General features: G+C 59.6%; 24 protein-coding genes and 1 pseudogene. 13 read left to right on the top strand and 12 right to left on the bottom strand.

What is annotated here, in order from left to right; translation table 11 throughout:
- Window positions 1-55: 55 nt before the first annotated feature.
- Window positions 56-1,390, top strand: coding sequence for an RNA helicase RhlE1 (rhlE1, locus tag ACA064_RS03170; RefSeq protein ID WP_497672088.1), 1,335 nt, complete (start codon window positions 56-58; stop codon window positions 1,388-1,390).
- A gap of 64 nt (window positions 1,391-1,454) precedes the next feature.
- Here rhlE1 and ACA064_RS03175 read toward each other — a convergent pair whose 3' ends face one another.
- Together ACA064_RS03175 and ACA064_RS03180 are read right to left on the bottom strand one after the other, a co-directional pair.
- Complete coding sequence (locus tag ACA064_RS03175; protein ID WP_497672089.1) at window positions 1,455-2,702, bottom strand: TIGR03862 family flavoprotein; 1,248 nt, start codon at window positions 2,700-2,702, stop codon at window positions 1,455-1,457.
- 227 nt (window positions 2,703-2,929) lie between these two features.
- Complete coding sequence (locus ACA064_RS03180; RefSeq protein ID WP_497672090.1) at window positions 2,930-3,850, bottom strand: histone deacetylase family protein; 921 nt, start codon at window positions 3,848-3,850, stop codon at window positions 2,930-2,932.
- A 77-nt stretch (window positions 3,851-3,927) separates the two neighbouring features.
- Between ACA064_RS03180 and ACA064_RS03185 the strand changes: the two genes are divergently transcribed.
- The 3 genes from ACA064_RS03185 to ACA064_RS03195 all read left to right on the top strand — a co-directional run bounded on the left by ACA064_RS03185 (window position 3,928) and on the right by ACA064_RS03195 (window position 6,063).
- A complete protein-coding gene (locus ACA064_RS03185; protein WP_497672091.1) occupies window positions 3,928-4,497 on the top strand; it encodes a GNAT family N-acetyltransferase in 570 nt (189 codons plus the stop codon).
- A gap of 106 nt (window positions 4,498-4,603) precedes the next feature.
- Window positions 4,604-5,473 carry an acyl-CoA thioesterase II gene (tesB, locus tag ACA064_RS03190; RefSeq protein ID WP_497672092.1) on the top strand — a complete coding sequence of 290 codons (870 nt, stop codon included), beginning with the start codon at window positions 4,604-4,606 and terminating at the stop codon, window positions 5,471-5,473.
- The gene (locus ACA064_RS03195; RefSeq protein ID WP_497672093.1) at window positions 5,470-6,063 is read left to right on the top strand and encodes an HAD family hydrolase; all 594 of its coding nucleotides are present in this window, start codon (window positions 5,470-5,472) and stop codon (window positions 6,061-6,063) included. The genes tesB and ACA064_RS03195 overlap by 4 nt, the downstream gene beginning before the upstream one ends.
- A 114-nt stretch (window positions 6,064-6,177) precedes the next feature.
- Here the strand turns inward: ACA064_RS03195 and ACA064_RS03200 are convergent, their stop codons facing one another.
- From ACA064_RS03200 to ypfJ (ACA064_RS03210), 3 genes are all read right to left on the bottom strand, one after another.
- Complete coding sequence (locus ACA064_RS03200) at window positions 6,178-7,137, bottom strand: alpha/beta hydrolase (RefSeq protein ID WP_497672094.1); 960 nt, start codon at window positions 7,135-7,137, stop codon at window positions 6,178-6,180.
- Complete coding sequence (gene ypfJ / locus ACA064_RS03205; RefSeq protein ID WP_497672095.1) at window positions 7,137-8,030, bottom strand: KPN_02809 family neutral zinc metallopeptidase; 894 nt, start codon at window positions 8,028-8,030, stop codon at window positions 7,137-7,139. Before ypfJ (ACA064_RS03205) ends, ACA064_RS03200 begins: the two co-directional genes overlap by 1 nt.
- A 158-nt stretch (window positions 8,031-8,188) precedes the next feature.
- Complete coding sequence (gene ypfJ, locus ACA064_RS03210) at window positions 8,189-9,055, bottom strand: KPN_02809 family neutral zinc metallopeptidase (protein ID WP_497672096.1); 867 nt, start codon at window positions 9,053-9,055, stop codon at window positions 8,189-8,191.
- Between the two features lie 179 nt (window positions 9,056-9,234).
- Between ypfJ (ACA064_RS03210) and ACA064_RS03215 the strand changes: the two genes are divergently transcribed.
- Window positions 9,235-10,011, top strand: coding sequence for an IclR family transcriptional regulator (locus ACA064_RS03215; protein ID WP_497672097.1), 777 nt, complete (start codon window positions 9,235-9,237; stop codon window positions 10,009-10,011).
- Window positions 10,012-10,147: 136 nt separating this feature from the next.
- Window positions 10,148-11,026, top strand: coding sequence for a DMT family transporter (locus tag ACA064_RS03220; RefSeq protein ID WP_497672098.1), 879 nt, complete (start codon window positions 10,148-10,150; stop codon window positions 11,024-11,026).
- A 55-nt stretch (window positions 11,027-11,081) separates the two neighbouring features.
- Here the strand turns inward: ACA064_RS03220 and ACA064_RS03225 are convergent, their stop codons facing one another.
- Both ACA064_RS03225 and ACA064_RS03230 read right to left on the bottom strand, forming a co-directional pair.
- Window positions 11,082-12,419, bottom strand: a complete 1,338-nt coding sequence (locus ACA064_RS03225; protein ID WP_497672099.1) for an MFS transporter — start codon at window positions 12,417-12,419, stop codon at window positions 11,082-11,084.
- Window positions 12,420-12,600: 181 nt separating this feature from the next.
- Window positions 12,601-12,837, bottom strand: a complete 237-nt coding sequence (locus ACA064_RS03230; protein WP_497672100.1) for a hypothetical protein — start codon at window positions 12,835-12,837, stop codon at window positions 12,601-12,603.
- A 182-nt stretch (window positions 12,838-13,019) separates the two neighbouring features.
- Between ACA064_RS03230 and quiC the strand changes: the two genes are divergently transcribed.
- Window positions 13,020-14,930 (top strand): 3-dehydroshikimate dehydratase QuiC, encoded by a 1,911-nt coding sequence (gene quiC, locus ACA064_RS03235; protein ID WP_497672101.1) that lies wholly within the window; start codon window positions 13,020-13,022, stop codon window positions 14,928-14,930.
- 104 nt (window positions 14,931-15,034) lie between these two features.
- The gene (locus ACA064_RS03240) at window positions 15,035-15,712 is read left to right on the top strand and encodes a TetR/AcrR family transcriptional regulator (protein ID WP_497672102.1); all 678 of its coding nucleotides are present in this window, start codon (window positions 15,035-15,037) and stop codon (window positions 15,710-15,712) included.
- Window positions 15,713-15,892: 180 nt separating this feature from the next.
- Here the strand turns inward: ACA064_RS03240 and ACA064_RS03245 are convergent, their stop codons facing one another.
- Entirely contained in the window at window positions 15,893-16,747 is an 855-nt protein-coding gene (locus ACA064_RS03245; RefSeq protein WP_497672103.1) for a shikimate dehydrogenase, read from the bottom strand.
- Between the two features lie 5 nt (window positions 16,748-16,752).
- Window positions 16,753-17,193: a type II 3-dehydroquinate dehydratase gene (gene aroQ, locus ACA064_RS03250; protein ID WP_497672104.1), complete on the bottom strand. Its 441-nt coding sequence runs from the start codon at window positions 17,191-17,193 to the stop codon at window positions 16,753-16,755.
- A 258-nt stretch (window positions 17,194-17,451) separates the two neighbouring features.
- On the opposite strand from aroQ, the pseudogene ACA064_RS03255 reads away from it, so the two are divergent.
- Window positions 17,452-17,823, top strand: a pseudogene (locus ACA064_RS03255) (DUF2442 domain-containing protein); the annotation flags it as partial.
- Window positions 17,824-17,889: 66 nt separating this feature from the next.
- Here ACA064_RS03255 and trmA read toward each other — a convergent pair.
- Window positions 17,890-18,978, bottom strand: a complete 1,089-nt coding sequence (trmA, locus tag ACA064_RS03260) for a tRNA (uridine(54)-C5)-methyltransferase TrmA (protein WP_497672105.1) — start codon at window positions 18,976-18,978, stop codon at window positions 17,890-17,892.
- Window positions 18,975-20,270 carry an NCS2 family permease gene (locus tag ACA064_RS03265; RefSeq protein ID WP_497672106.1) on the bottom strand — a complete coding sequence of 432 codons (1,296 nt, stop codon included), beginning with the start codon at window positions 20,268-20,270 and terminating at the stop codon, window positions 18,975-18,977. The genes trmA and ACA064_RS03265 overlap by 4 nt, the downstream gene beginning before the upstream one ends.
- Window positions 20,271-20,474: 204 nt before the next feature.
- Here ACA064_RS03265 and ACA064_RS03270 point away from each other — a divergent pair, with 204 nt between their 5' ends.
- Both ACA064_RS03270 and ACA064_RS03275 read left to right on the top strand, forming a co-directional pair.
- Window positions 20,475-20,930 carry a DUF4879 domain-containing protein gene (locus ACA064_RS03270; protein ID WP_497672107.1) on the top strand — a complete coding sequence of 152 codons (456 nt, stop codon included), beginning with the start codon at window positions 20,475-20,477 and terminating at the stop codon, window positions 20,928-20,930.
- Between the two features lie 67 nt (window positions 20,931-20,997).
- The gene (locus tag ACA064_RS03275) at window positions 20,998-21,549 is read left to right on the top strand and encodes a DJ-1 family glyoxalase III (protein ID WP_497672108.1); all 552 of its coding nucleotides are present in this window, start codon (window positions 20,998-21,000) and stop codon (window positions 21,547-21,549) included.
- 22 nt (window positions 21,550-21,571) lie between these two features.
- Here the strand turns inward: ACA064_RS03275 and ACA064_RS03280 are convergent, their stop codons facing one another.
- Complete coding sequence (locus ACA064_RS03280) at window positions 21,572-22,810, bottom strand: MFS transporter (protein WP_497672109.1); 1,239 nt, start codon at window positions 22,808-22,810, stop codon at window positions 21,572-21,574.
- Between the two features lie 369 nt (window positions 22,811-23,179).
- Here ACA064_RS03280 and ACA064_RS03285 point away from each other — a divergent pair, with 369 nt between their 5' ends.
- On the top strand, window positions 23,180-24,613 hold the full coding sequence (locus ACA064_RS03285) for a cytochrome ubiquinol oxidase subunit I (RefSeq protein ID WP_497672110.1): 1,434 nt from the start codon (window positions 23,180-23,182) through the stop codon (window positions 24,611-24,613).
- A gap of 3 nt (window positions 24,614-24,616) precedes the next feature.
- On the top strand, window positions 24,617-25,624 hold the full coding sequence (gene cydB, locus ACA064_RS03290) for a cytochrome d ubiquinol oxidase subunit II (RefSeq protein WP_150641157.1): 1,008 nt from the start codon (window positions 24,617-24,619) through the stop codon (window positions 25,622-25,624).
- Window positions 25,625-25,719 lie beyond the last annotated feature (95 nt).

A 25,719-nucleotide genomic window follows, 5' to 3' on the forward strand; every position in this document is an offset into this window, starting at 1 on the left:
AGGGTAAACTGCGGCGCATTGCTCACATGCGCTGACATTTCCCTACGGTACCCCCATGACTTTCGCCACTCTTGGCTTGATCGAACCCTTGCTGCGCGCCCTTGAGACGCTCGGTTACCAGACCCCGACGCCGGTGCAGGTGCAAGCCATCCCGGCGGTGCTGGCCGGTCGTGACTTGATGGCCGCGGCCCAGACCGGCACGGGCAAGACCGCCGGTTTCGCCGTGCCGCTGCTGCAGTTGCTCGCCATGGAAGGGCCGAAGGTCGCCAGTAACTCGGTGCGCGCGCTGATCCTGGTGCCGACCCGCGAGCTGGCCGAACAGGTTCACGAAAGCGTTCGCCAATATGCCGAGCACCTGCCACTGAGCACCTATGCGGTGTACGGCGGCGTCAGCATCAACCCGCAGATGATGAAGCTGCGCAAGGGCGTTGACGTGCTGGTGGCGACTCCGGGCCGCTTGCTGGATTTGTACCGGCAGAAAGCGCTGAAGTTCAACCAGCTGCAAACCCTGATCCTCGACGAAGCCGATCGCATGCTCGACCTCGGATTTTCCGAAGAGCTGGGGAACATTTACCGGGTCCTGCCGAAGCAACGTCAGACACTGTTGTTCTCCGCGACCTTCTCTGATGCGATCCGCTTGCTGGCCGGGCAGATGCTCAATGACCCGTTGACCATTGAGGTCAGCCCGCGCAACGTCGCCGCCAACACCGTCAAGCAGTGGGTGGTGACCGCCGACAAGAAGCGCAAGGCGGAGCTGTTCATTCACCTGATGCGCAAAAATCGCTGGAAGCAGGTGCTGGTGTTCGCCAAGACCCGTAACGGCGTCGATCAGTTGGTGGAAAAACTCCAGGGCCTGAGTGTGAATGCCGACGGTATCCACGGCGATAAACCACAAGCCACTCGCCAGCGTGCGCTGGATCGGTTCAAGGCCAGCGAGATTCAGATTCTGGTGGCCACCGATGTCGCGGCCCGTGGTCTGGATATCGAAGACCTGCCGTTGGTAGTGAACTTCGACTTGCCGATTGTGGCCGAGGACTACATCCACCGTATCGGCCGTACCGGTCGTGCGGGTGCTACCGGCGAGGCGATTTCGCTGGTCTGTGCTGATGAAGTGAATTTGCTGTCGGCCATCGAGACCTTGACCCGTCAGACACTGACCCGTCACGAAGAGCAGGATTTCGAACCTGAGCACCGCGTGCCGGACACCGATGCCAGCGGACAGGTGATCAAGAAACCGAAAAAGCCGAAGAAACCAAAAGTATCGGGTGGCGGCAAGCGCAACCTGGGCAAATGGGTGGACAGCGGCGAAGTGGCGGTTGAAGCGCCAGCGATCAAGCCAGTGCGCAAGGTGCCGGTGTTCAACACCGGGCCGCGTAAGCGAAAGCCCTGAAAACAGCTGCAAGCTTCTAGCTGCAAGCTGCAAGCCAATGCGCTTTTAGCTTGCAGCTTGCAACTTATAGCCTGCCGCTGCTCCTCAGCCACTCCACCATCCCCAATCCTGCCGCGCGGCCACTGGCAAAGCAGGCGGTGAGCAGGTAGCCGCCAGTCGGCGCTTCCCAGTCGAGCATTTCGCCGGCGCAAAAAACGCCGGGCAACTGCTTGAGCATCAAACCTTCATTCATCGCTTCGAACGGCACGCCGCCGGCACTGCTGATGGCTTCGTCCAGTGGCCGGGTTTTTACCAGGGTCAGGGGCAGGGCCTTGATTGCGCCGGCCAACAGCAGCGGATCGGCAAAGCATGCGGCAGGTGTCAGTTCCCGCAGCAAGGCGCCTTTCACTCCGTCGATGCCAAGCTGGCTGTGCAGGTGCTTGCTCATTGAACGAGAGCCACGAGGCTTGGCCAGCGCTGCTTGAATCCTGTCGAGGGTTTTGCCCGGCAGCAGGTCGAGGTGAATAGTCGCGGTGCCATTTTGATTGATGGCCTCGCGGATCGGTGCAGACAGCGCATAAATCAGGCTGCCTTCGATGCCGGTCGCGGTGATCACGCATTCTCCCAGTCGCGGGACATCGTCATTCAGGCCGATGGCGATGTTTTTCAGCGGCGCGCCGGCAAATTTGCTGAGTAGCAGATCGCTCCAGGCCGTCACGTCGAAACCGCAGTTGCTCGGCTGCAGGGGCGTCAGTGAAATTCCGCGTTGCTCCAGGGGCAGCATCCATGCGCCATCCGAGCCCAGGCGTGCCCAACTTCCGCCGCCAAGGGCCAGTAACAGCGCATCGGTTTGCAGCGATTTTTCGCCTTCCGGGCTGTCGATGCGCAGGCTGCCATCGGAGTTCCAGCCGAGCCAGCGGTGACGGGTGTGGATAACTACGCCGGCTTCGCGCAGACGTTTGAGCCAGGCGCGTAGCAGGGGAGCTGCTTTCATGTCGGTTGGAAACACCCGGCCGGAGCTGCCGACAAAGGTTTCGATTCCTAACCCGTGAATCCACTGGCACAGCGCCTCGGCGCCGAACTCGCGCAGCAGCGGAGCAATCTGCGGCGCCCGTTCGGCATAGCGCGAGAGAAATGCCGGGTAGGCTTCGGAATGGGTGATGTTCATCCCGCCAACGCCAGCCAGCAGGAACTTGCGACCCACGGAGGGCATGCCGTCGTACAGTTCGACCTTGACCCCGGCCTGGCTCAATACCTCGGCCGCCATCAAGCCGGCGGGGCCGCCGCCGATGATGGTGGCGTGATGGGGAAGGCTGGCGGAGGACTGGGTCATGGCGTGAGCTGCGGTTCGGCGGAATAGGGCGGGCATTCTATCAGCACAATCGCGCTGCACCGCTTCTGTGGGAGCGGCGCTGCGGCGATCCGACTTGCCTGCGAAGCTTTTGGCTGATCAAAAAACAACCAGCAGTCTGCAGGCTATATACACTCTGGCCTGCAGGGGCTTTCGCTCAGGTTATCCACAGGCAGTTCCACAGGCATTGTGGGTAAAGCATCCACAACTCAATGACAACCTGATGACACCCAGACCCGTTGCGCACTGTGATGGAGAATTCCATGGCGTCGCGCCAGCGCTTTGCGGTCCTTGCTGTAACCGCCACCAATCACCCCGACCACCGGAATGTCGCGCCCCAGACAGTGGCGCAGCACGCTTTCATCACGAGCGGCGACGCCTTGGTCGGTCAGCTTCAGGTAACCCAGCGCGTCATCCTTATGCACATCCACCCCGGCGTCATACAGCACCAGGTCCGGCTGGTAGAGCGGCAGCAGGTAGTTCAAGGCATCGTCGACTACCTTGAGGTAGTCCTCATCACCCATGCCCATGGGCAATGGGATGTCCCAATCGCTTTGGGCTTTACGTGCCGGAAAATTCTTTTCGCAATGCAGGGATACGGTCACGGCGTCCGGTGTATTTTCCAGAATGCGTGCAGTGCCGTCGCCCTGGTGCACATCGCAATCGAAGATCAGCACCCGGCCCACCCGGCCGCTTTCCAGCAGGTAGCGGCTGATCACTGCCAGGTCGTTGAAAATGCAGAACCCGGCCGGATGGTCGTAATGGGCGTGATGAGTACCGCCAGCCAAGTGGCAGGCCAGGCCATGTTCCAGCGCCTGCTCGGCGGCCAGCAGTGAGCCGCCGACCGCACGCACGGTGCGCCGGGCCAGTGCTTCGCTCCAGGGCAGACCGAGACGTCGTTGATCTTCGCGGGATAGCTCGCCGCTCATATAACGTTCGATATAACCCGGGTCATGTGCGAGGGCGAGAATCTCCGACGGGCATAGTTGCGGACGCAACAGTTCTGGGTCACGGGTCAGTCCACTGTCGATCAGGTGATCGCGCAGCAGGCGAAATTTGTCCATGGGGAAGCGATGTTCCGCCGGAAACTCGGGACTGTAGTCTTCGTGATAGATCAGCGGCAGCGGCATGGCGAATTCGTGTAGGAATGAGTGAAGGATCCTACCAGCGATGTAGACTTGCGACATGGAAACGGGAGGGGGGAACGATGGAGCCGATACTGCAACTTGAGAGCGCACGACTGCTGTTGCGTCAGTGGCAAGATGGTGATTTGCCGGAATTTGCAGCCATGTGCGCCGATCCCCAGGTCATGCGCTATTTTCCGGCGCCCTTGAGTCGTCTGGAAAGTGCGGGATTGATCGGGCGAATACGCGGTCATTTTGCTGAACATGGCTTCGGATTCTGGGCACTGGAGCGCAAGGATACCGGTGCGTTTATCGGTTTTACCGGGCTCGCCGAGGTGGGATTCGATGCACCGTTTACCCCAGCGACCGAAATCGGCTGGCGTCTGGCTCGCGAACATTGGGGATTGGGTTATGCCAGCGAAGCGGCCTGGACCGCTCTGCGCTGCGGCTTTGACCGGTTGTTGCTGAAGGATGTCGTGGCGTTTACCACCGCGAGCAACCTGCCGTCGCAGAAAGTCATGCAGGCGATTGGCATGCAACACGACCCTGTGCACGACTTCGAGCATCCGAAGCTCGGCAGCGATGATCCGTTGCGCCATCATGTGCTGTACCGCATCACTCGTGAGCAATGGCTGGAAACCTTGCATGGATAAGCCTGCCTGGACGTTTACAATGGGTCCAATGTTGGCTCGGGCCAAAAACTGAATCGACCGCCGCAGCCAAGACTGCGCGGCATTGCTCTGTGTGAGGAGAGTCTGAATGAGCCACGTGTTGGAAGATCTGGTCGACCTGCTGACCCTGGAACCGATCGAAGAAAACCTCTTTCGCGGTCGCAGCCAGGACCTGGGCTTCCGTCAGCTGTTCGGCGGCCAGGTTCTTGGCCAGTCGTTGTCGGCCGCTAGCCAGACTGTCGAAGAAGCGCGTCATGTGCATTCGATGCACGGTTATTTTCTGCGCCCCGGCGACGCCGGTCTGCCAGTGGTCTATCAGGTTGATCGGGTGCGCGATGGCGGTAGCTTCAGTACCCGTCGCGTCACGGCGATCCAGAAGGGCAATCCGATCTTCACCTGCAGCGCGTCGTTTCAGTTTGACGAAAAAGGTTTCGAACACCAGCAGCAGATGCCGCAAGTGGTCGGCCCGGAGAATCTGCCGTCGGAACTGGAGATCACCCAACAGTATGCGCATCTGATCCCGGAACACATGCGCGATAAACTGCTGTGCGCCAAGCCGATTGAAGTACGCCCGGTGACGGAAAAAGACCCCTACAACCCGCAACCCACCGACCCGATCAAATACGTCTGGTTCCGCGCCGACGGTGCCTTGGCCGACTCGCCGGCACTGCACAAGTATCTGCTGGCCTACGCATCGGACTTCGGCCTGTTGACCACCTCGTTGATGCCCCATGGCAAGTCGGTCTGGCAGAAAGACATGCAAGTCGCCAGCCTCGACCATGCCTTGTGGTTCCACGGTGACCTGCGTGCCGATGACTGGCTGCTCTACGCGATGGACAGCCCTTGGGCCGGAAATTCCCGTGGGTTCTCCCGTGGCAGCGTGTTCAATCGCGCCGGGCAGCTGGTGGCGTCGGTTACTCAAGAAGGCTTGATTCGTCATCGCAAGGATTGGGCATGAGTCTGGGTGAGGTGCGGTATTGGGTGTTCGACATGGACGGCACGCTGACGATTGCCGTGCATGACTTCGCGGCAATCCGCGAGGCACTGGCGATCCCCGCTGAACACGACATCCTGACCCACCTCGCCGCGCTGCCGGCCGATGAGGCGGCGGCCAAACATGCCTGGTTGCTTGAGCACGAACGGGATCTGGCGCTGGGCTCGCGGCCGGCACCCGGCGCGGTGGAGTTGGTGCGCGAGTTGGCGGGGCGTGGATATCGCCTTGGCATCCTGACCCGCAACGCCCGTGAGCTGGCCCATGTGACCCTGGAGGCGATCGGTCTGGCGGACTGCTTTGCAGTGGAGGATGTGCTGGGCCGCGATGAAGCCCCGCCAAAACCTCACCCAGGTGGATTGCTGAAACTGGCCCAGGCCTGGAATGTGGCGCCCAGCGAGTTGGTGATGGTCGGTGATTATCGCTTTGACCTGGACTGCGGTCGTGCGGCTGGTGCGCGGACCGTGTTGGTCAATCTGCCGGATAATCCGTGGCCGGAATTGACCGATTGGCATGCGCAGGATTGTCTGGCGTTGCGGCAAATGTTGTCCGCTTGAAGATCAAAAGATCGCAGCCTGCGGCAGCTCCTACGGGGGAACGCGGTCAAATGTGGGAGCGGCGGTGCGGCGATCCGATTTGCCCGCGAAGGCGTCAGGTCAGGCACCTGGGTTCTATTGCCTGAACAACGCCTTCTGCCCCTCAGGCGAGGTAAACATCCCGTCCCCGTCATGCCCGACACCGGGCACTTCAATCAGCTGCTGAGTGAGCCCTTGAGGGTGGCGCCGCTTCAGATAGTTAAAATAATTATGCCCGCGGATCAACCGATTCGCGCCCTGGGCTTGAGCCTCACAACGTTTATCCAGCGCCGGTTGATTCGGGTCGTTGTCCTGCTGCCCGAGTAAATAACTGATGTCACGTTTGACGTAGATTTCTTCCAGTTGTGCAGGTGTTTGCCCCCCGGCATAGGCGGGCAAGTCCTTCAGTCCGTACTTCCATCGGTTGAAATTCGGACAACCAGCATGATTGAAGGCCACCGGCCGTTGCTCATTGAAATAGGCGTACGAAGAAGGATTGGCGATCACGTAGCGCACTTGCACGCCGGCTGTCTTGAGGGCTGGCTGATCCTGACTCAACAATGCGTAACGCTGAACCACCTGAGCGCCGCCGGAGTGACCGGCGATGACGACTTCCTTCACGTCCGGAAACTGTTGGTGATCACCCAGCCGGGCGACGATTTCGTCGATAACAGTGTAGGAACTCAAAGGGTTTTGACCTGCGGATAAGCCACCGGCCATCCAGTCATCGCCCTGCCAGCGCAACACCTTTTCAGGCAGTTGATGGCGAGCGATATCGGTTTCATTGAGAAATTGCGGGACGATCACCAGAGTGGTCATGCTTTGCCCGGCCTGGTCGGCCGCGTGTTCAGCGCTCTTGCGGTAGGTTTCAGCGTCCCGTGAACGACCATGAATGACGATCAGCATACGCTCGATTTTCAACGGTGACGGGCCTACGCTCACCGCCATCTCGCCGCCTTTCAACTGCAGGCGCCCTGAGCTGATCGCCTCAACTCCAGGCTCGGCAGCCTGGGTGCTGGCGCAGATAATCAGTAGAGCCAGCAGCCAAATACGCATTACAGGTTCCTCGCGGCAAAGGTGTCGCACTGGCTGACCTGGCCTTGAGAAAATCCGGTCTTGAACCAGCGAACCCGTTGCGCCGAGGAGCCATGGGTGAACGAGTCCGGCACCACGCGACCCTGACCCTGCTGTTGCAAGCGGTCGTCACCAATGGCGTTGGCCGCGTTCAGCGCTTCCTCGATGTCGCCCGGCTCCAGCCAGTTCAAACGTTTCTGCGCATTGTTGGCCCAGACACCCGCAAGGCAGTCAGCCTGCAGTTCCTGCCGCACCAGCAGACCACCGTCGCCTTCCATGCGTTGGCCCTGTTGCCGTGCGGTTTGAATTTTAGCGGAAACCCCGAGCAGGGTTTGTACGTGATGGCCGATTTCGTGGGCGATCACATAGGCCTGAGCAAAGTCGCCAGCTGCAGAAAAGCGCTGGGACATCTCCCGGAAGAAACTCATGTCCAGGTAAACCTTCTGGTCCGCCGGGCAATAGAAGGGGCCGGTAGCTGAGGTGGCAAAGCCGCAGGCGGAGTTCACCCCGTTGCTGAACAGGATCAGCGTCGGGTTCTTATAGTTGCGCCCGGCCTGCTGGAAAATCTGCCCCCAGGTGTCCTCGGTGTCCCCCAGGATGGAACGGACGAATTCCGCCTGCTCATCGTTGGCCGGTGGCGCCTTGCGAGTCTGTTGAGTGGCTGGTGCCGATTGCTCGGTCATCTGCCCGGTCAGCTCCCCGAGAATCTGCATCGGATCCTGACCGGTCAACCAGCCAATGCCGACAATCAATACGATGGCCGTCAGGCTCAGGCCCTTGCCACCGCCGAAACGCATCCCGCCACCACCGCCACCAGTATCGTCACCGCGAGCATCCACCACGTTGTCACTGCGCCGGCCTTTTTTCCATAGCATGTGGGAATCCTCTGGTTGGTTTGCTGATGAGTGTTGCTGCTGAGCGGGACTGATGCCAGTCCGGTTGTCAGACAGTGACGGGGAACAAAGTTCAGTCGCGGGCCGCATCCCACTGCTTCAGCATAGCGAGCGGGAGGTTTTGCGCCCCGGTGATGGTATTACAGGTCAGCGGCGAAGGTGTCGCACTGGCTGATCCGACCTTCGACAAAGCCGGTCTGGAACCATTCTGCACGCTGATCCGAGGTGCCATGGCTGAACGTCTCTGGCGATTGTGCTCGATTAGGGTTGCGCTGAGCATAGTCGTCGCCAAATACTGCTGCGGCATGCAGTGCCTCTTCGATATCTCCGGGCTCCAGCCAGCTCAGGCGCTGCTGCGCATGGTGGGCCCAGACGCCAGCCAGGCAATCGGCCTGCAGTTCTGAACGAACTTCCAGGCCATTGGCGCCATTCACTGGCTGACCGGCGTCCAGCGCATCGTTGAAAGCTTGCGTCAGACCGAGCACGTTCTGCACATGATGCCCGACCTCGTGGGCGATCACATAGGCCTGGGCGAAGTCGCCGACCACTGCATAGCGCTGCGCCATATCGCGGAAAAACTGAAGATCCAGATACACCTGCTGGTCCTGGGGGCAATAGAAGGGGCCAATGGCGGAGCGGGCATAACCACAACCCGAAACCACTCCATTGTCGAACAGGGTCAGGGTCGGTTCCGGGTAGCGTTCACCCATTTGTTCGAATATCGGCCGCCAGGTGTCTTCGGTATCACCGAGCACCGACTCGACAAACGCCAGCCGGGTATCTTCGACAACGGACGAATCGATGGCCGGGGAGTCGAGCACTTCGACGGAGGCGGTGTCCAGTTTGCCCTCATCGACCAGCGGGTTGACGCTGGCATACAGGCCGATACCCAGCACGCTGATGGCGCCGAGACCCAGTCCCAGTTTTTTACCACTCGATGGGCGCATTGGCCGGTTATCACGTACATCTTCCACGTTGTCACTGCGTCTTGCTTTGTTCCATAACATTGATCGTGCTCTCCATAGCGGGATCGGCGTGAATCGCCTTGTTCTATAGATAGTCCGAATGTCGTTTCGAGGATGGAAAAATGTGTAATCGCAGATAACGCCAGGCCGCTGACAGGCCGACTCGCCAGAAGTGGATTGTTATATTATGGAACTTTATTCCAATATTTTTGGACCCTCCCATGGCCGGCAGTCAAATCGAACGCGTTTTCAGCGTTCTGGAAAGTCTCACCAGTGACCCGCGGGGCCTGCCGATGCAGACCCTGGCGGAGCAGTTGGATATCCCGAAAAGTGCTACCCACCGGCTGCTCGCCGAGCTGATTCGCCTGGGCTACGTACGGCAGAACCCAGACAATCTGCGTTATCACTTGTCGACCAAGCTGGTCGCCATGGGCTTTCGTTACCTGGCCAGCAGCGGTGCTGATATCGTTCAGCCGGTGCTCGATCGTCTGGCGCAGGAAACCGGTGAATTGGTGCGCCTGGGAGTGATCGAGGGCGAACGCCAGACCTGGATCGCCAAGTCTCAGGGGGCTCGTTCCGGCCTACGTTACGATCCGGACATGGGCCGCGATGCGCCGTTGTTCTACACCGCTTCCGGACATGCCTGGCTGGCGTGTCTGAGCGATGCCGAAGCTCTGTCGCTGGTTGAACGGCAGGCTGCGGATGTTCCGTTGGAGCTGGGCCCGAATGCGCCACGTTCCAACATCGAGCTGCTCGAACGTCTGCGTCTGGCCCGCGAACACGGCTATGCCTGGGTCGAGGAAAGTTCGGCGGTCGGTACTTCGGCGATTGCCGCGGTGGTGCGCCATCCGCTGGATGGGCGAGTGGTCGGGGTGCTCAGCATCGCCGGGCCAAGTGCGCGGATGCCCCAGGCAAGGCTCCATGATCTGGCGCCGCTGCTGCTGAAGTTTGCTGACGAGTTGTCGGTGGCGAGCCAGGCGTCGGAGTTGTTTAATTGATCCATTTCCCTTCGCCTGACAAATCATCCGGTTCTTCCTGATAGTGTTCGCTGATCGCACAGCTTTTTGTTCGTCTCTTGATTGAAATTGGAACTGAGTTCTAAATAACCCTTATGCGTTACTCAAGAGAGCCCTTATGACCGTCAGCACGCCCTTATCCGGTATCAATCAGCCCCTCAAGGGTATTCTGCTGGTCCTCCTGGCGACCTTTCTGTTTTCCAGTCATGACGCTTTGTCGAAATACCTCTCCGGTTTCTATCCGGTAGTAATGGTGGTCTGGGCACGGTATCTGGTTCACACCTTGCTGATGGCCGGGATTTTCCTGCCGCAATCGGGCTTGCGGGTGTTGCGCAGTAAACGTCCGCTGTTGCAGTTTTTGCGGGCGCTGTGCCTGCTCAGTACCAGTCTGCTATTCACCACGGGGTTGTTGTTCATTCCGTTGGCTGAAGCCACGGCCGTCAACTTTCTTGCACCGGTATTAGTCACGGCGCTGTCGGTGCCACTGCTCGGCGAGCACGTTACCCGCGGCCAATGGCTGGCGGTGATCTGTGGGTTTATCGGGGTGTTGGTCATTGTCCATCCCGGCGGCGAGTTGTTCACGCCGGCGGTGCTGTTGCCATTCTGCTCGGCGCTGTTTTTCTGCTTCTATCAATTGCTCACGCGCAAGCTCAGCGAAATCGACAGCCCGACTACCAGCAACTTTTTTGCCGGTCTGTGCAACACCCTGGTGATGAGTGCTTTGGTTCCGTTTTTCTGGCAAGCGCCAGGGTTTGTACATGGTTTGCTGATGGTGGCGCTGGGTGCCTTTGGCATGACCGCGCATCTGTTCCTGACTCAGGCGTTCCGCCACGCGGCACCGGCTTTGCTGGCGCCCTTTGGTTATTGCCAGATTGTCTTTGCCGGCTTGCTCGGTTGGCTGCTGTTTTCCCACACGCCGAGCCTGACCACGGTGTTTGGCATCGGAGTGATTTGTCTCAGCGGTCTGGCGGCGGTCTGGCAGCAGCGGCGTCAGTGATGGATCAACGCCGCAGAGATGCGCAGGCCTGGGACCAGGCCTGCGGGAGGCTGGATCAGTCTTCGATTTTCGGGATCTTGCGCGGTGCCATGAAGTACATCCAGATCAGTGCGATGAAGTACATCGCCGGAATCATGGTGAACAGCACGGTGTAGTTGTTGTTGGTGATGGTCAGGATATGGCCGACCAACTGGGTCATGAACATCCCGCCGATGGCGGCGCACATGCCACCGAAGCCGAACACCGTGCTCATCATGTGCTTGGGCGTGTAGTCCATCACCAGGCTCCAGATGTTCGCGGTCCAGGCCTGGTGCGCACCGATGGCCAGGGAGATGGCGAACACCGCGACCCATAGGTTGCTCGAACCGGCCGCCATGATCACGCCGATGATGCAGCAGGCGAACAGCAGCATCGACATCAGCCGCGCCTTGATCGGGTTGATCCCGCGACCGATCATGAACGAGGACAGAATGCCGCCGCCGATGCTGCCGAAGTCGGCGGTCAGGTAAATGATGATCAGCGGGATACCCATTTGGGTCACGTTGATGCCCAGGCTGTATTGCTGGTTCAGGAAAGGCGGCAGCCAGTACAGGTAGAACCAGAACACCGGGGCGGTCATCGAGTAGGCCAGGGCGAAGGCCCAGGTGCCACGCATACGCAGGATTCGCGAGAAGGGCACGCGGGTTTGTTCCGGTTCGACTTCCTGCTGGATGTAGTCCAGTTCGGATTGTTTGACCGAAAGGTGTTCTTCCGGGTTGAAGTATTTCAGACCCCAGAACACCAGCCAGACCCCGCCCAGCGCCGACATACAGAGGAACGCTGCCTGCCAGCCCCAAACCTGGAGGATCAGCGGTAGCAGCATGGGGGTGAACATCGCCCCGACGTTAGTCCCGGCGTTGAAGATGCCGGTGGCCACGGCGCGCTCACCGGCGGGGAACCACAGCCGGGTGGTTTTAACGCAGGCCGGATAGTTGGCCGCCTCGGTCAGGCCGAGGATGAATCTGCAGACCATGAAGCCGACCGCGGAAGTCGCCAGGCCGTGGGCACCGGTCGCCAGGCTCCAGAGCAGCACTGCGCAGAAAAACACCCGCTTGACGCCGACCCGGTCGATCAATCGACCCTGCAGTACAAAGCCGATGGCATAGCCGACCTGGAACCAGAAGTTGATGTTGGCATAGTCCATCGCCGTCCAGCTCATTTCCTTGGCCAGGATTGGCTGCATCACACCCAGTGCGGCGCGGTCGATGTAGTTCAGCGTAGTGGCAAAAAACACCAGTGCCAGCATGCCCCAACGGGTCTTGCCGACGGCCATTGCCGAGCGAATCTTGTCACCTACGCTGCTGGACGTGGCACCCAGGCCAGAGGCCATGCGTGAGCTTTGAGTAGGAATCATGTGGGACATCCGTTCAATGACTGACGAGCGATGCTCGTCGGGACTTCAAGGGCGCGTGATCAATCGTCAGGGTGCGCGGGCAAACCCTGGGCGAACTCAATGATTGATCGGCTGAGTGTTCTCGTCGACTCAAGCCTGGGCTGAGCGGACGAAAGCGGTTTATTCAGCAGACAGGCACGGTTCAGCCCAAGGCATGTGAAGCGTCTGGATGAGGTTTGTGGGTGGGCGCCTGGCGGGGCGCAGAGTAAGTAGAGGAAGTGAGCAAGGCGTTGAATGTGAGCATGAGCGTGTACCCGATTTTTGAAATTTTTATGGTCTGTTCTGGGTCTTGGTCATTGAGGCGCGCTTTTTCCAGCGGGCTCAATGTGCTGTCGATGTTGAGCAGTGGGCGAAAAATCGTCAATTCATCAACGGCCATTGTGTTCGATAATCGCCCATAAAACTAACCAGTTCGTACACTTTGGATTGCTGTATGGATGGGCCGGCTCAATAATTCACATCGCTAACCCGTAGCAGCTGCCGAACGCAGGCTTCGCCAGCTGCTACGAAAAGCGTGCAGGTCCTCTAACAAGATCAGCCCATTTCATCGGGAGTTGAAACATGCAGCGCTCCATTGCCACCGTTTCTTTGAGCGGTACCCTGCCGGAGAAGCTTGAAGCCATTGCCGCCGCCGGTTTCGACGGGGTGGAAATTTTCGAGAATGACCTTCTCTACTACGATGGCAGCCCGCGCGAAATCAGGCAGATGTGCGCGGACCTCGGTATCGCCATCACGCTGTTTCAACCCTTCCGCGATTTTGAAGGCTGCCGTCGCGAGCGCTTGCCACGCAATCTCGAACGGGCCGAGCGCAAGTTCGACCTGATGCAGGAACTGGGTACCGACCTGGTGCTGGTGTGCAGCAACGCCTCGGCAGACAGTGTCGGCGATGAGCAGATTCTGATCGACGACTTGCATCTGCTGGCCGAGTGCGCTGGTGCTCGTGGTTTGCGCATCGGTTATGAAGCCCTGGCCTGGGGCCGGCATGTGAACACTTATCAACAGGTCTGGAACATCGTTCGTCAGGCCGATCACCCGAGCCTCGGGGTGTTGCTGGACAGCTTTCACACCTTGTCGCTCAAGGGTGATCCGAGTGCCATTGCCGAGATTCCCGGCGACAAAATCTTCTTCGTGCAAATGGCCGATGCACCGATTCTGGCCATGGACGTTCTGGAGTGGAGCCGGCACTTTCGCTGCTTCCCTGGACAAGGCGAGTTTGACTTGCCAGGTTTCCTCGCACCAATCATCAAGAGCGGTTACAACGGACCGCTGTCGCTGGAAATCTTCAATGACGGTTTCCGCGCCGCACCGCCCAGGGCCAATGCTGCCGATGGTTTGCGCTCGCTGCTCTATCTGGAAGAAAAGACTCGCGAACGCCTGCAACAAGAAGCAGCGCCTGTGGCCAACCTCGATACGCTGTTCGCCACGCCTGCGGCCAGCGAGTACGACGGCATCGAGTTTCTTGAGTTCGCCGTGGATGAAAGCCTTGGTGCCAAGCTGTCCCATTGGCTTGAGCGGCTGGGTTTCGTCAAGGCCGGTCAGCATCGCTCCAAAAGCGTCAGCCTGCTGCGTCAGGGCGATATCAACCTGATCCTCAACTCCGAACCCTATTCCTTTGCCCACAGCTTTTTCGAAGCCCACGGCCCATCGTTGTGCGCCACGGCGATCCGGGTCAAGGATAGCGCTAGCGCACTGACCCGGGCAGTGGCTTACAAGGGTCAACCCTATCGCGGCCTGGTCGGGCCGAACGAGCTTGAGCTGGTGGCGGTGCGGGCGCCGGATGGCAGCCTGATTTACCTGGTGGATCGGGACGCCGACGGCAAAACCCTCTATGACACTGACTTCAACCTGCAACCAGCATTGACTGCCAGCGGTGGCCTCAAACGCATCGACCATATGGCCATGGCGCTGCCGGCCGACAGCCTCGACAGTTGGGTGCTGTTCTACAAAAGCCTGCTGGATTTCGAGGCCGATGATGAAGTGGTGCTGCCCGATCCTTATGGCCTGGTGAAGAGTCGTGCGCTGCGCAGTCGATGCAGCTCGATTCGTTTGCCGCTGAATATCTCCGAGAATCGCAACACGGCGATTTCTCATGCTCTGTCCAGTTATCGCGGCTCCGGCGTGCACCACATCGCCTTTGATTGTGAGGACATCTTCGTCGAAGTCAGTCGGGCCAAGGAGGCGGGTGTGCCACTGCTGGACATCCCGCTCAACTACTATGACGACCTTGCAGCACGCTTCGATTTCGACGACGAATTCCTCAGCCAACTGGCGTACTACAACGTTTTGTATGACCGCGACGCACAAGGTGGCGAGCTGTTCCACGTTTACACCGAACCCTTCGAAGGGCGTTTCTTCTTCGAGATTATCCAGCGCAAGAATGGTTACGCGGGTTATGGCGCGGCCAACGTCGCGGTGCGTCTGGCTGCGATGGCCAAGTCGCGCAGTGGGGCTATACGTCACGCCAAGTTGTAGGCGTTTGGTAATGGGAGGTGGTAAACCGCCACCTCCGTGCTTTCTTTCACGGGGCGGTGCGGCCCATAATCGGCAGTCAGTACAGTGATGACCTTGAGCCCGGAATGACAATGACCCCAGAGCTCTCTGTAGCGCCCGCCGAGCCTGCTCTCGCGCCGCGCAAGAGTCGCAAGAACAACCCGGAAAAGACCCGCGAGAACATTCTTCAAGAAGCCATTGTCGAGTTCGTCCAGCAGGGGCTTTCGGGTGCTCGTGTCGATGCCATCGCCGAGCGCACCCACACCTCGAAACGCATGATCTATTACTACTTCGGCAGTAAGGAGCAGCTCTACGTCGAGGTTCTGGAAAAACTCTACGGTGATATCCGCAACACCGAGAGCCGTCTGCACCTGACTGAACTGGAACCCCGCGAGGCGATTCGGCGGCTGGTGGAGTTCACCTTCGATCACCACGACCGCAATGTCGATTTCGTGCGCATCGTCAGCATCGAAAACATTCACAACGCCGAGTATGTGAAGCACTCAGACGCGATCAAGGCGATGAACAACACCATCCTCCATGCACTGGGCGAGATTCTGCGGCGCGGGGTCGAGGATGGGGTGTTCCGCAGCGGGCTTGAGCCGCTGGACGTGCATCTGCTGATCAGTTCGTTCTGCTTCTACCGGGTCTCGAACCGCCATACTTTCGGCGAAATCTTTCAGATCGACTTGCCGGACGAAGCGATCAAACAGCGCCATCGCGAGATGATTTGCGAGTCGGTGTTGAGGTATCTACAGGCCTGATCCGTGGGTGAAGACAGGACCTGTGGCGAGGGGGCTTGCTGTGGCGAGGGGGCTTGCCCCCGCTCGGCTGCGAAGCAGTCGTAAAATCGGTGCACGCGGTGTGCCTGATGCAACCCGCTTGCAGGTTTTAGGGCCGCTGCGCGCCCCAGCGGGGGCAAGCCCCCTCGCCACAAGGTATGTTCAACCATTCATGCTCTGAAAATGCTCCAGCATCCGCTGCGCATCCGGTACCACCCCACTGAATAATTCAAACGCCTTCACCGCCTGGAACACCGCCATGGTGCCGCCATCCAGCGTGCGACAACCCAAGGCGCGGGCGTTGCGCAGCAGTTCGGTTTCCAACGGGAAGTAGACGATCTCCGCGACCCACATTTGCGCGCGCAGCAATTCCACCGGTACTGGCATCCCAGGCAGCTTGGCCATGCCCATCGGCGTGGTGTTCACCAAGCCATCGGCATGCACCATCGTGCTCGGCAGGTCGCTTCCCGCACGGGCGCGGCCAGCACCGAAGTGCTTGTTGAGATTATCTGCCAGGCTTTGTGCGCGACTGGTTTCCACATCGAAAATGCTCAGCTGTTGTACCCCTTCGCTCAGCAACGCATGGGCCACCGCTGCCCCCGCACCGCCAGCGCCCATTTGCACCACGCGCTCCCGGACGACGCCGTTCAAGCCACGCCGAAACCCCTCGGCGAAGCCCAGGCAGTCGGTGTTGTGGCCGATGCGTTTGCCCTCCTTGAGCACCACGGTGTTCACCGCGCCAATGCCGCGGGCTTGCGCTGAGAGTTCATCGAGCAATGGCAGGATCACTTGCTTGCATGGGAATGTGATATTCAGCCCGGTGAAGTTCATGCGTTCGGCGGCCAGCAGCAGGTCGGGCAGGGCACTGCTGTCGAGCTTCAACTGATCCAGGTCGATCAGCCGATAGAGGTAGCGCAGGCCCTGGGCATCGCCTTCGTGTTCGTGCAGCGAGGGGGTGCGTGAGGCCTGGATGCCGGCGCCAATCAGTCCTGCCAGTACGCAATTGTTCTGTGACATATCGATCACCCTTTCAACCGCTGGCTGAGATGTGCCAGCGCCAGACGATAGCCATTGCTGCCAAATCCACAGAGCACCGCCGTGGCGATCGCTGATACGAACGAGTGATGACGGAACGGCTCGCGGGCGTGGACGTTGGACAGATGTACCTCGATCACTGGCAGTTCACTCGCCACCAAGGCATCGCGGATCGCCACCGAGGTGTGGGTCCAGGCAGCCGGGTTGATCACGATACCGGCGCAACGCCTGCGGGCGCCCTGAATCCAGTCGAGCAACTCGCCTTCGTGGTTGGTCTGGCGAAACTCCACGGTCAGACCCAACTCCTCTGCGGCATGACCGCACAAAACCGCAATGTCCGCCAGGGTTTCATGGCCATAAGTCGCCGGCTCGCGGGTGCCGAGCAGGTTCAGGTTGGGGCCGTTGAGCACCAGAACGATAGGGGGCATGGGGTATCTCCGTTGTTGTTTTTGGCTTTGGCCGGGGAAATCAGCCTGTGGAGATAAAATGTACTAACTGGTTAATTCGGTCAATTGAAGACCTGACCGCAAATGGCGAAGGATGCAAAGAAGTGTTCGCTGATCGGACATTCAGCTCCAGGGCCAAGAGCAAGGCTGTAAGGATTGCTTACTACTTTTGCGGCGTGAGGCGAGAACCGTTGGCTGTTGCCAGAACTAATCTCAAGACCCTGGCAGTGTGGAAAAACTGGTCAGGCGCGCCGCAGCGCTGGGGTGAATGCGACCACGGTGAAACTTCAGGAACAGTGCCTGTCTATCGGTTTTGCCGATGGCAGCAGAATTCTCCTGCCGATAAAGAACTACCCGGAATTCAATGATTTCTCAGTCGCAGATTTCGACGGCTTGGAGGTCGGTTTTGCAGGTGCCGCGATCAGTCATGAGACGCGGGATTTACAGGTTTCCATTGCCGGCCTGATATCGGCCAGCAAGCCGTTGATGGACATGGCAGCGGTCGTGATCGCCTCGCGTAATGGTCGTCAGAGCAGTGAGGCCAAAGCGCAGGCGGCGCGTGCCAATGGCAGGAAGGGTGGTCGCCCGTGCAAAGTCGATGTTGCTCTTTGAAAAGCCCGGATGATCCAGACCAAACAGCCGTCATTGCGACGGCTGTTGTTGTTTGTCGGATCGGTTTCAACGCCGGGTCAACAACACCCCGGACTCCATATGATGAGTCCACGGAAACTGGTCGAACATCGCACATTGGCTGATGCGGTGGGTGTCATGCAGTTGCGCAATGTTGGCTGCGAGGGTTTCCGGGTTGCACGAGATATAAAGGATATTCTCGAAGCGCCGGGTCAGCTCGCAGGTGTCCGGGTCCATGCCGGCGCGCGGCGGATCGACGAACACGCTGCCGAATTCGTAGCTCTTGAGGTCGATGCCATGCAGGCGTCGAAACGGGCGAACCTCGTTCAGCGCTTCGGTCAGTTCTTCGGCGGACAAACGCACCAGGCTGACATTATCCACAGCATTTTCGCTGAGGTTGCTCAGAGCAGCACTCACCGAGGTCTTGCTGATTTCGGTGGCCAGCACCTTGCGCACGCGGGTCGCCAGCGGCAGGGTGAAGTTGCCGTTGCCGCAATACAACTCGAGCAAATCATCTGAGCGTTCGCCGAGGGCGTCGAAGGCCCAGTTGAGCATCTTCTGGTTGACCGTGCCGTTGGGCTGGGTGAAGGCGCCTTCTGGTTGGCGGTAGCTGAAGGTGCGGCCGCCGACATCAAACTTCTCGACCACATAATCGCGGCCGATCACTTCACGTTTGCCCTTGGAGCGGCCGATCACGCTGACATTCAAATCGGCAGCCAACTGCTTGGCCGCCACATGCCAGTGTTCGTCCAGCGTGCGGTGGTAGCACAGGGTAATCACGGCATCGCCGGCCAGGGTGGTCAGGAAATCCACCTGAAACAGCTTGTGACTCAAGGCTGCGCTGGCTTGCCACGCGGCTTTGAGCTGCGGCATCAATTGATTGATGCGCAGGCTGGCGATCGGGAACTCTTCGATCAGAATCGCCGTGCGATTGTTCCCCGGGGCGAACATTGCGTAGTGGCGCTGGCCGTCCTCGCGCCACAGGCGGAATTCGGCGCGCAGCCGGTAATTTTTCAGCGGTGAATCGAACACCTCAGGCTCGGGCGCATCGAACGGTGCCAGCAATTCGCGCAGGCGCGCAGCTTTTTCATCGAGCTGAAGGGTGTAGGACCCGGAATCGAAAGACGGAGCACTCATGCGTTGAACCAACCCAACTTGATCACGAACAGAATCGACAGAATCACCAGCGCCGAGTTCAGTTCACGGCCACGACCGGACAACAGCTTGATGGCGGTCCAGGAAATGAAACCGAAGGCAATGCCGTTGGCGATGGAGTAGGTGAACGGCATGGCCAGGGCGGTGACTACCACAGGCGCGGCGACGGTGATGTCGTCCCAGTCTATTTCAGCCAGGCCGGAGGTCATCAATACCGCGACGAACAGCAAGGCGGGTGCGGTAGCGAAGGCTGGAATGCTGGCGGCCAGTGGCGAAAAGAACAGCGCCAAGAGGAACAGGATCGCTACGACAACGGCGGTCAAACCGGTACGGCCACCGGCGCTGACGCCTGCAGCCGACTCGATGTAACTGGTGGTGGTCGAGGTGCCCAGCAAGGAACCGGCCATGGCCGCGGTACTGTCGGCGATCAACGCACGGCCCATTTTCGGCATGTGGCCGTCCTTGCCCATCAACCCGGCACGTTTGGCCACACCGATCAGCGTGCCGGAGTTGTCGAACAGGTCAACGAACAGGAAGGCAAAGATCACGCTGACCAGCCCGATGTCCAGCGCGCCCATGATGTCCAGTTGCAGGAAGGTCGGCGCCAGCGAGGGCGGCATCGACATCACGCCGCCGAACGGGGTGAAGCCCAGTGCAATGGAAACGACAGTCACCGAGAGAATACCGATCAGCACCGCGCCGCGAATCTTCAGTGCTTCAAGGGCGACGATCAGGGCGAAACCGAGGGTGGCGAGGATTGGCGCCGGTTGTTTCAGGTCGCCCAGGCCAACCATGGTGGCCGGGTTGCTGACCACGATGCCGGCGTTGTGCAGGGCAATCAGCGCCAGAAACAAGCCAATACCGGCGGCAATTGCCGAGCGCAACGCCAGCGGGATGCTGTTGATGATCCATTCGCGAATGCGGAAGATCGACAACAGGAAAAACATCACCGCCGAGATGAACACCGCCCCCAGCGCCACTTGCCAGGTATGGCCCATGTTAAGGACCACGGTGTAGGTAAAGAAGGCGTTCAAGCCCATGCCCGGCGCCAGGGCGATCGGGTAGTTGGCGATCAGGCCCATCACGGTCGAACCGATGGCCGCCGCCAGACAGGTCGCGACAAACACCGCACCCTTGTCCATGCCAGTCTCGCCGAGGATGCTCGGGTTGACGAACAGAATGTAGGCCATGGCCAGGAAGGTCGTGAGGCCCGCAAGAATCTCGGTCCGCACGTTGGTGTTGTGTTCCTTGAGTTGAAACAGCCTTTCCAGCATGTCCGCTCCCCGTGGCGCGCCGGGCGCCGTGAATGTATCGACCTAGACAGCAAAACACAGACTGCCTGAAGCACCTGTGGATTTTCTGCGGGTCGGAAAAAGCCGCGCATCATACCAGCAGCGTGGGCCAATGGCTGCGATCGTCGGCTTTGTTTTGCCATGGCGGGGAGTGGGGCATACTGCGCGCAGGTTTTGGGGGTAGTTATGTATTGCACACACAACCGCGTGGTTGTCGGCCTTGGGCTATTGGGAGCCTTGCTGACAGGCGGGCAAACCGCTTCGGCGGCCTCGGCCGCGCCCTTGACTGAGGTCAGGGTTCTCAAGGTCGAATCGCCGGCCTGTGGCTTTGAAGATATAGCGCAAGGCCAGGCGCAGACGCGCTGCGATCACCAGGGGCCGAGCATCAAGGTCTATGTGCTGGAGCAGGGCTATGGCCGCGAGCCGAGGGTTGCACTGGATGGGGGTGGCGTTGACGGTACTCGTACGCGGGTTTGCGCAAACGCCAGCGACAATCTGGTGGAGTGCTCGGCAACAGGGAAAATCGTCGGCTATCTGTATATCTTCGATCTGGCCGGCAGGCAGCAAGGGCATTTTACCTTCAGCAACACATCGATCAATGCGCCGCAAAACACTCTGTCAGCGCAGATCTACATCAAGTAATCGAACTGCCCGGACCTTTGTCGGGAAAGCTGACTAAGCTTGAACGATCATTGAGTGGAAATAGCCCATGACCTTTAGAGCCCTGATCACCCTCGCCGAAGGTATCGACGACCTGCAAAGCGTGACGCTGATCGATGTGTTGCGCCGCGCCAAGATAGAAGTGGTAGTGGCCAGCATCGAGGGGCGGCGCATGCTCACCTGCGCCCGTGGTACCCGGGTGACCGCCGACGGCATGCTGGTGGATGTGCTGGCACAGCATTTCGACTTGATCGTATTGCCCGGAGGAATGGTTGGCGTGCAGCATCTGGCGGCCTATCAACCCTTGCTGCAATTGGTCAAGGACCAGGCAGCGGCCGGACGCCTGTTCGCAGGCATCGCCGAAGCTCCGGCGGTGGCGTTGCAGACTTACGGCGTTCTGCGCCAGCGCCGCATGACCTGCCTGCCAACGGTTAGCCATTATTTGTCCGGCTGCACCTTCATCGACCAACCGATCGTGGTGGACGGCAACTGCATCACTGCCCAGGGATCCGGCGCGACGCTGGAGTTGGCTCTGACTCTGGTGGAGCAATTGTGCGGCAAGGGCAAACGGGCGGCGGTGGCAGGGGATTTGCTGGTTTAGCGGCGTTCAGGCATGGACAGCTTCAAGCTTTCGCTTCTTCTGCCTGCACATGCATGTGGTCGCGCCGGGCCAGGGTCGGGAACAGCTTGACCCATACCCCGGTGACCACCAGGGTGCCGATCCCTCCGAGCACTACCGCCGGCACGGTGCCCAGCCAATGGGCGGTTACCCCGGATTCGAATTCGCCCAACTGGTTCGAAGCGCCTATGAACAATCCATTCACGGCGCTGACCCGGCCACGCATTTCGTCCGGGGTTTCCAGTTGTACGAAGGAGGCGCGGATCACCATGCTGATCATGTCCGCCGCGCCCAGCACCACCAGCACCGCGAGAGAGAACCAGAACGAGGTCGACAGGCCGAAGGCGATAGTTGCGACACCGAACACGCCGACCGCGGTGAACATGATTCGCCCGACCTGGCGTTCCACGGCGAAACGCGCCAGCCACAACGACATCAACAAGGCACCGACCGCAGGGGCGGAGCGCAGTAATCCGAGCCCCCAAGGCCCGGTGAGCAGGATGTCTTTGGCGAATACCGGCAGCAGCGCTGTCGCACCGCCCAGCAGTACGGCAAACAGGTCCAGGGAAATTGCCCCGAGGATGTCCGGACGACTGCGAATGAAGCGAATTCCGGCCAGTAACGAATCGAGCGTGGCTTTGCCTTTGTTCAGCGGCGTTTGCCGGGCTGGCAGGTTGAGCATCAGCAGGCAGGCGATGAGGTACAAAATCACCGTCGGGCCGTAGACCCAGACGCTGCCGAAGGCGTAAAGCAGACCGCCCAGGGCCGGGGCGACGATGGTCGCCGATTGCTGGGCCGACTGTGAAGCGGCAACGGCTCGGGGGAACAGCGCGCTGGGGACAATGCTTGGCAGCAAGGCTTGAGTCGTCGGCATTTCGAACGAGCGGGCGGCCCCCAGCAGGAAGGCGAGGATGAAGATCATTTCCCGGGTGACGTTGTCGGTGGCGCTGCCGATGACCAGCGCCAGGGCGATCAAGGCTTGCAGGGATTGGCAGAGGGCCGCGACCTTGCGTCGGTCATAACGATCCGCCACATGCCCGGTGTGGAGCATGAACAGCACCCGCGGTGCGAACTCCACCAGCCCGACCCAGCCGAGGTCCAGAACATTGCCAGTCAGTTGGTAGAGATTCCAGCCGATGGCCACGGTGAGCATCTGGAAACCACTGGCGGTAAACACCCGAGCCAGCCAGAACGCAATGAAAGGGCGGTGATGGCGCAACAGCAGCGGGGCTGGGCTAGGCATCTGAAGGCAGGTCTGGGTGTGGGGGAAGGTCGAGATTATCATTAAGGTGTAACCAGAAGTTGCAGGCTCAGGAAATTTAGTTAGCTAAGCACCTATTTCACCAGCAACCCTATCCCCTGTGGCCGGTGAGGCAACCTGTCACGCGACAAAAGACCACACAGTCCATGCCTGAAAATGGGACTACTCTTTGATCGTTACTTGATCCAGATCAATTCCATTTCGGAAAGGCTCTGGCGGCCAGATGGCCAGAATCCCTGCGTTGTGCTGTTTTAAAAAGAACGAATTCGAATTCGCCGCACTCCATATCCGTGGGGGCAGTGGGTGCAGGCCTTTAGCCGGCAGCCGGTATTACCTGACAGAGGAAGACTTATGTTCGGTTTGGAGGCACTTGATCTCGCCCGAATTCAGTTCGCGTTCACCATCTCGTTCCACATCCTGTTTCCGGCCATCACCATTGGCCTGGCGAGTTACCTCGCGGTGCTTGAAGGCCTGTGGCTGAAGACCCATAACGATACCTACCGCGACCTGTATCACTTCTGGTCGAAGATCTTTGCCGTCAACTTCGGCATGGGGGTGGTGTCCGGGCTGGTCATGGCCTATCAGTTCGGGACCAACTGGAGCCGCTTCTCGGATTTCGCCGGCTCGGTCACCGGGCCGCTGCTGACTTATGAAGTGCTGACGGCATTCTTTCTTGAAGCCGGCTTCCTCGGAGTGATGCTGTTCGGCTGGAACAAGGTCGGGCGCAAACTGCACTTCTTCGCCACCGTCATGGTGGCCATAGGTACGCTGATCTCGACTTTTTGGATTCTCGCGTCCAACAGCTGGATGCAGACCCCGCAAGGCTATGAAATCGTCAATGGCCAAGTGATTCCGGTGGACTGGCTGGCGGTGATTTTCAATCCGTCCTTCCCGTACCGCCTGATACACATGTCCACGGCGGCCTTCGTCGCTACTGCTTTCTTCGTCGGTTCCTCCGCCGCCTGGCATCTGTTGCGCGGCCGTGACAACCCGGCGATCCGCACGATGCTGTCGATGGCGATGTGGATGGCGCTGATCGTGGCGCCGATCCAGGCGGTGATCGGCGACTTTCATGGCCTCAATACCCTCAAGCACCAACCGGCGAAAATTGCCGCTATCGAAGGCCACTGGGAAAATCACGGTAATGAGCCGACCCCGTTGATCCTGTTCGGCTGGCCAGACATGAAGGCCGAGAAGACTCGTTTTGCCGTCGAGGTGCCCTACCTGGGCAGCCTGATTCTGACCCACTCGCTGGACAAGCAAGTGCCGGCGCTCAAGGAATTTCCACCGGAGGATCGGCCGAATTCGACCATTGTGTTCTGGTCGTTCCGGATCATGGTCGGGCTGGGCATGCTGATGATTTTCACCGGTTTGTGGAGCCTCTGGTTACGCAAGCGTGACGCCCTCTACTCGTCCCGTCCGTTCCTGTATCTGGCGTTGTGGATGGGGCCGTCCGGCCTGATCGCGATCCTCGCTGGCTGGTTCACTACCGAAATCGGTCGTCAGCCGTGGGTGGTCTACGGATTGATGCGTACGGCGGACGCTTCCTCCGGGCATAGCTTTACCCAGATGAGCATCACTCTGGTGCTGTTCGTCGTGGTGTATTTCTCGCTGTTTGGCGCGGGCCTGGGTTACATGATGCGCCTGGTGCGCAAAGGTCCGGTGATCAACGAAGGCGCCGAGCCGAGCCACGGTGGTCCCGGTCAGAAACGTACGCCGGCCCGTCCGCTTTCCGCCGCTGATGATGATGGCCATCACAGCGACAGCCTGAACAAGGGGAATTGAGTCATGGGTATTGATCTTCCGCTGATCTGGGCCGTGATTATCATCTTCGGCATCATGATGTATGTGGTCATGGATGGCTTCGATCTGGGGATCGGGATTCTTTTCCCCTTCATCAAGGGCAAGCGCGACCGCGACGTGATGATGAACACCGTCGCGCCGGTCTGGGATGGTAATGAAACCTGGCTGGTGCTGGGTGGTGCAGCGCTCTTTGGCGCGTTCCCGCTGGCCTACTCGGTAGTGCTCTCGGCGCTGTACCTGCCGCTGATCCTGATGTTGATCGGGCTGATTTTTCGCGGAGTGGCCTTCGAGTTTCGCTTCAAGGCCAGGGACGACAAACGCCACCTCTGGGACAAGGCCTTTATCGGTGGCTCCATCACGGCAACTTTCTTTCAGGGCGTGGCGCTGGGAGCGTTCATAGATGGTTTTCCAGTGGTCAATCGCCAGTTCGCTGGCGGCTCCCTGGACTGGTTCACGCCCTTCACGCTGTTCTGCGGCGCGGCGCTGGTGGTGGCTTATGCCTTGCTCGGCTGCACTTGGCTGATCATGAAGACCGAAGGCAAGTTGCAGGAGCAAATGCATGACCTGGCGCGGCCGTTGGCTTTCGTGGTGCTGGCGCTGATCGGAATCGTCAGTATCTGGACGCCGCTGGCCCATGCCGAGATCGCTGCCCGCTGGTTTACCCTACCGAACCTGTTCTGGTTCCTGCCGGTACCGATTCTGGTGCTGGTGACCATGTACGGTCTGGTCCGCGCCGTGGCCCGCAATGCCCATTACACGCCGTTCCTGTTGACCCTGGTGCTGATCTTCCTAGGCTACAGCGGCTTGGGCATCAGCCTGTGGCCGAACATCGTGCCGCCGTCGATCTCGATCTGGGACGCCGCCGCACCGCCGCAGAGCCAGGGCTTCATGCTGGTTGGCACGTTGTTCATCATCCCGTTCATTTTGGGGTACACCTTCTGGAGCTACTACGTGTTCCGCGGCAAGGTCACCCACGAAGACGGTTATCACTAGGTAGGAGCTGCCGATAGGCTGCGATCTTTTGATCTTGATCTTGATCTAGATCTTTTCCACGCTAGCCTTGCTCGCGATAGGCACCACCGAACCCC

The organism is Pseudomonas sp. LBUM1658, from assembly GCF_059716055.1.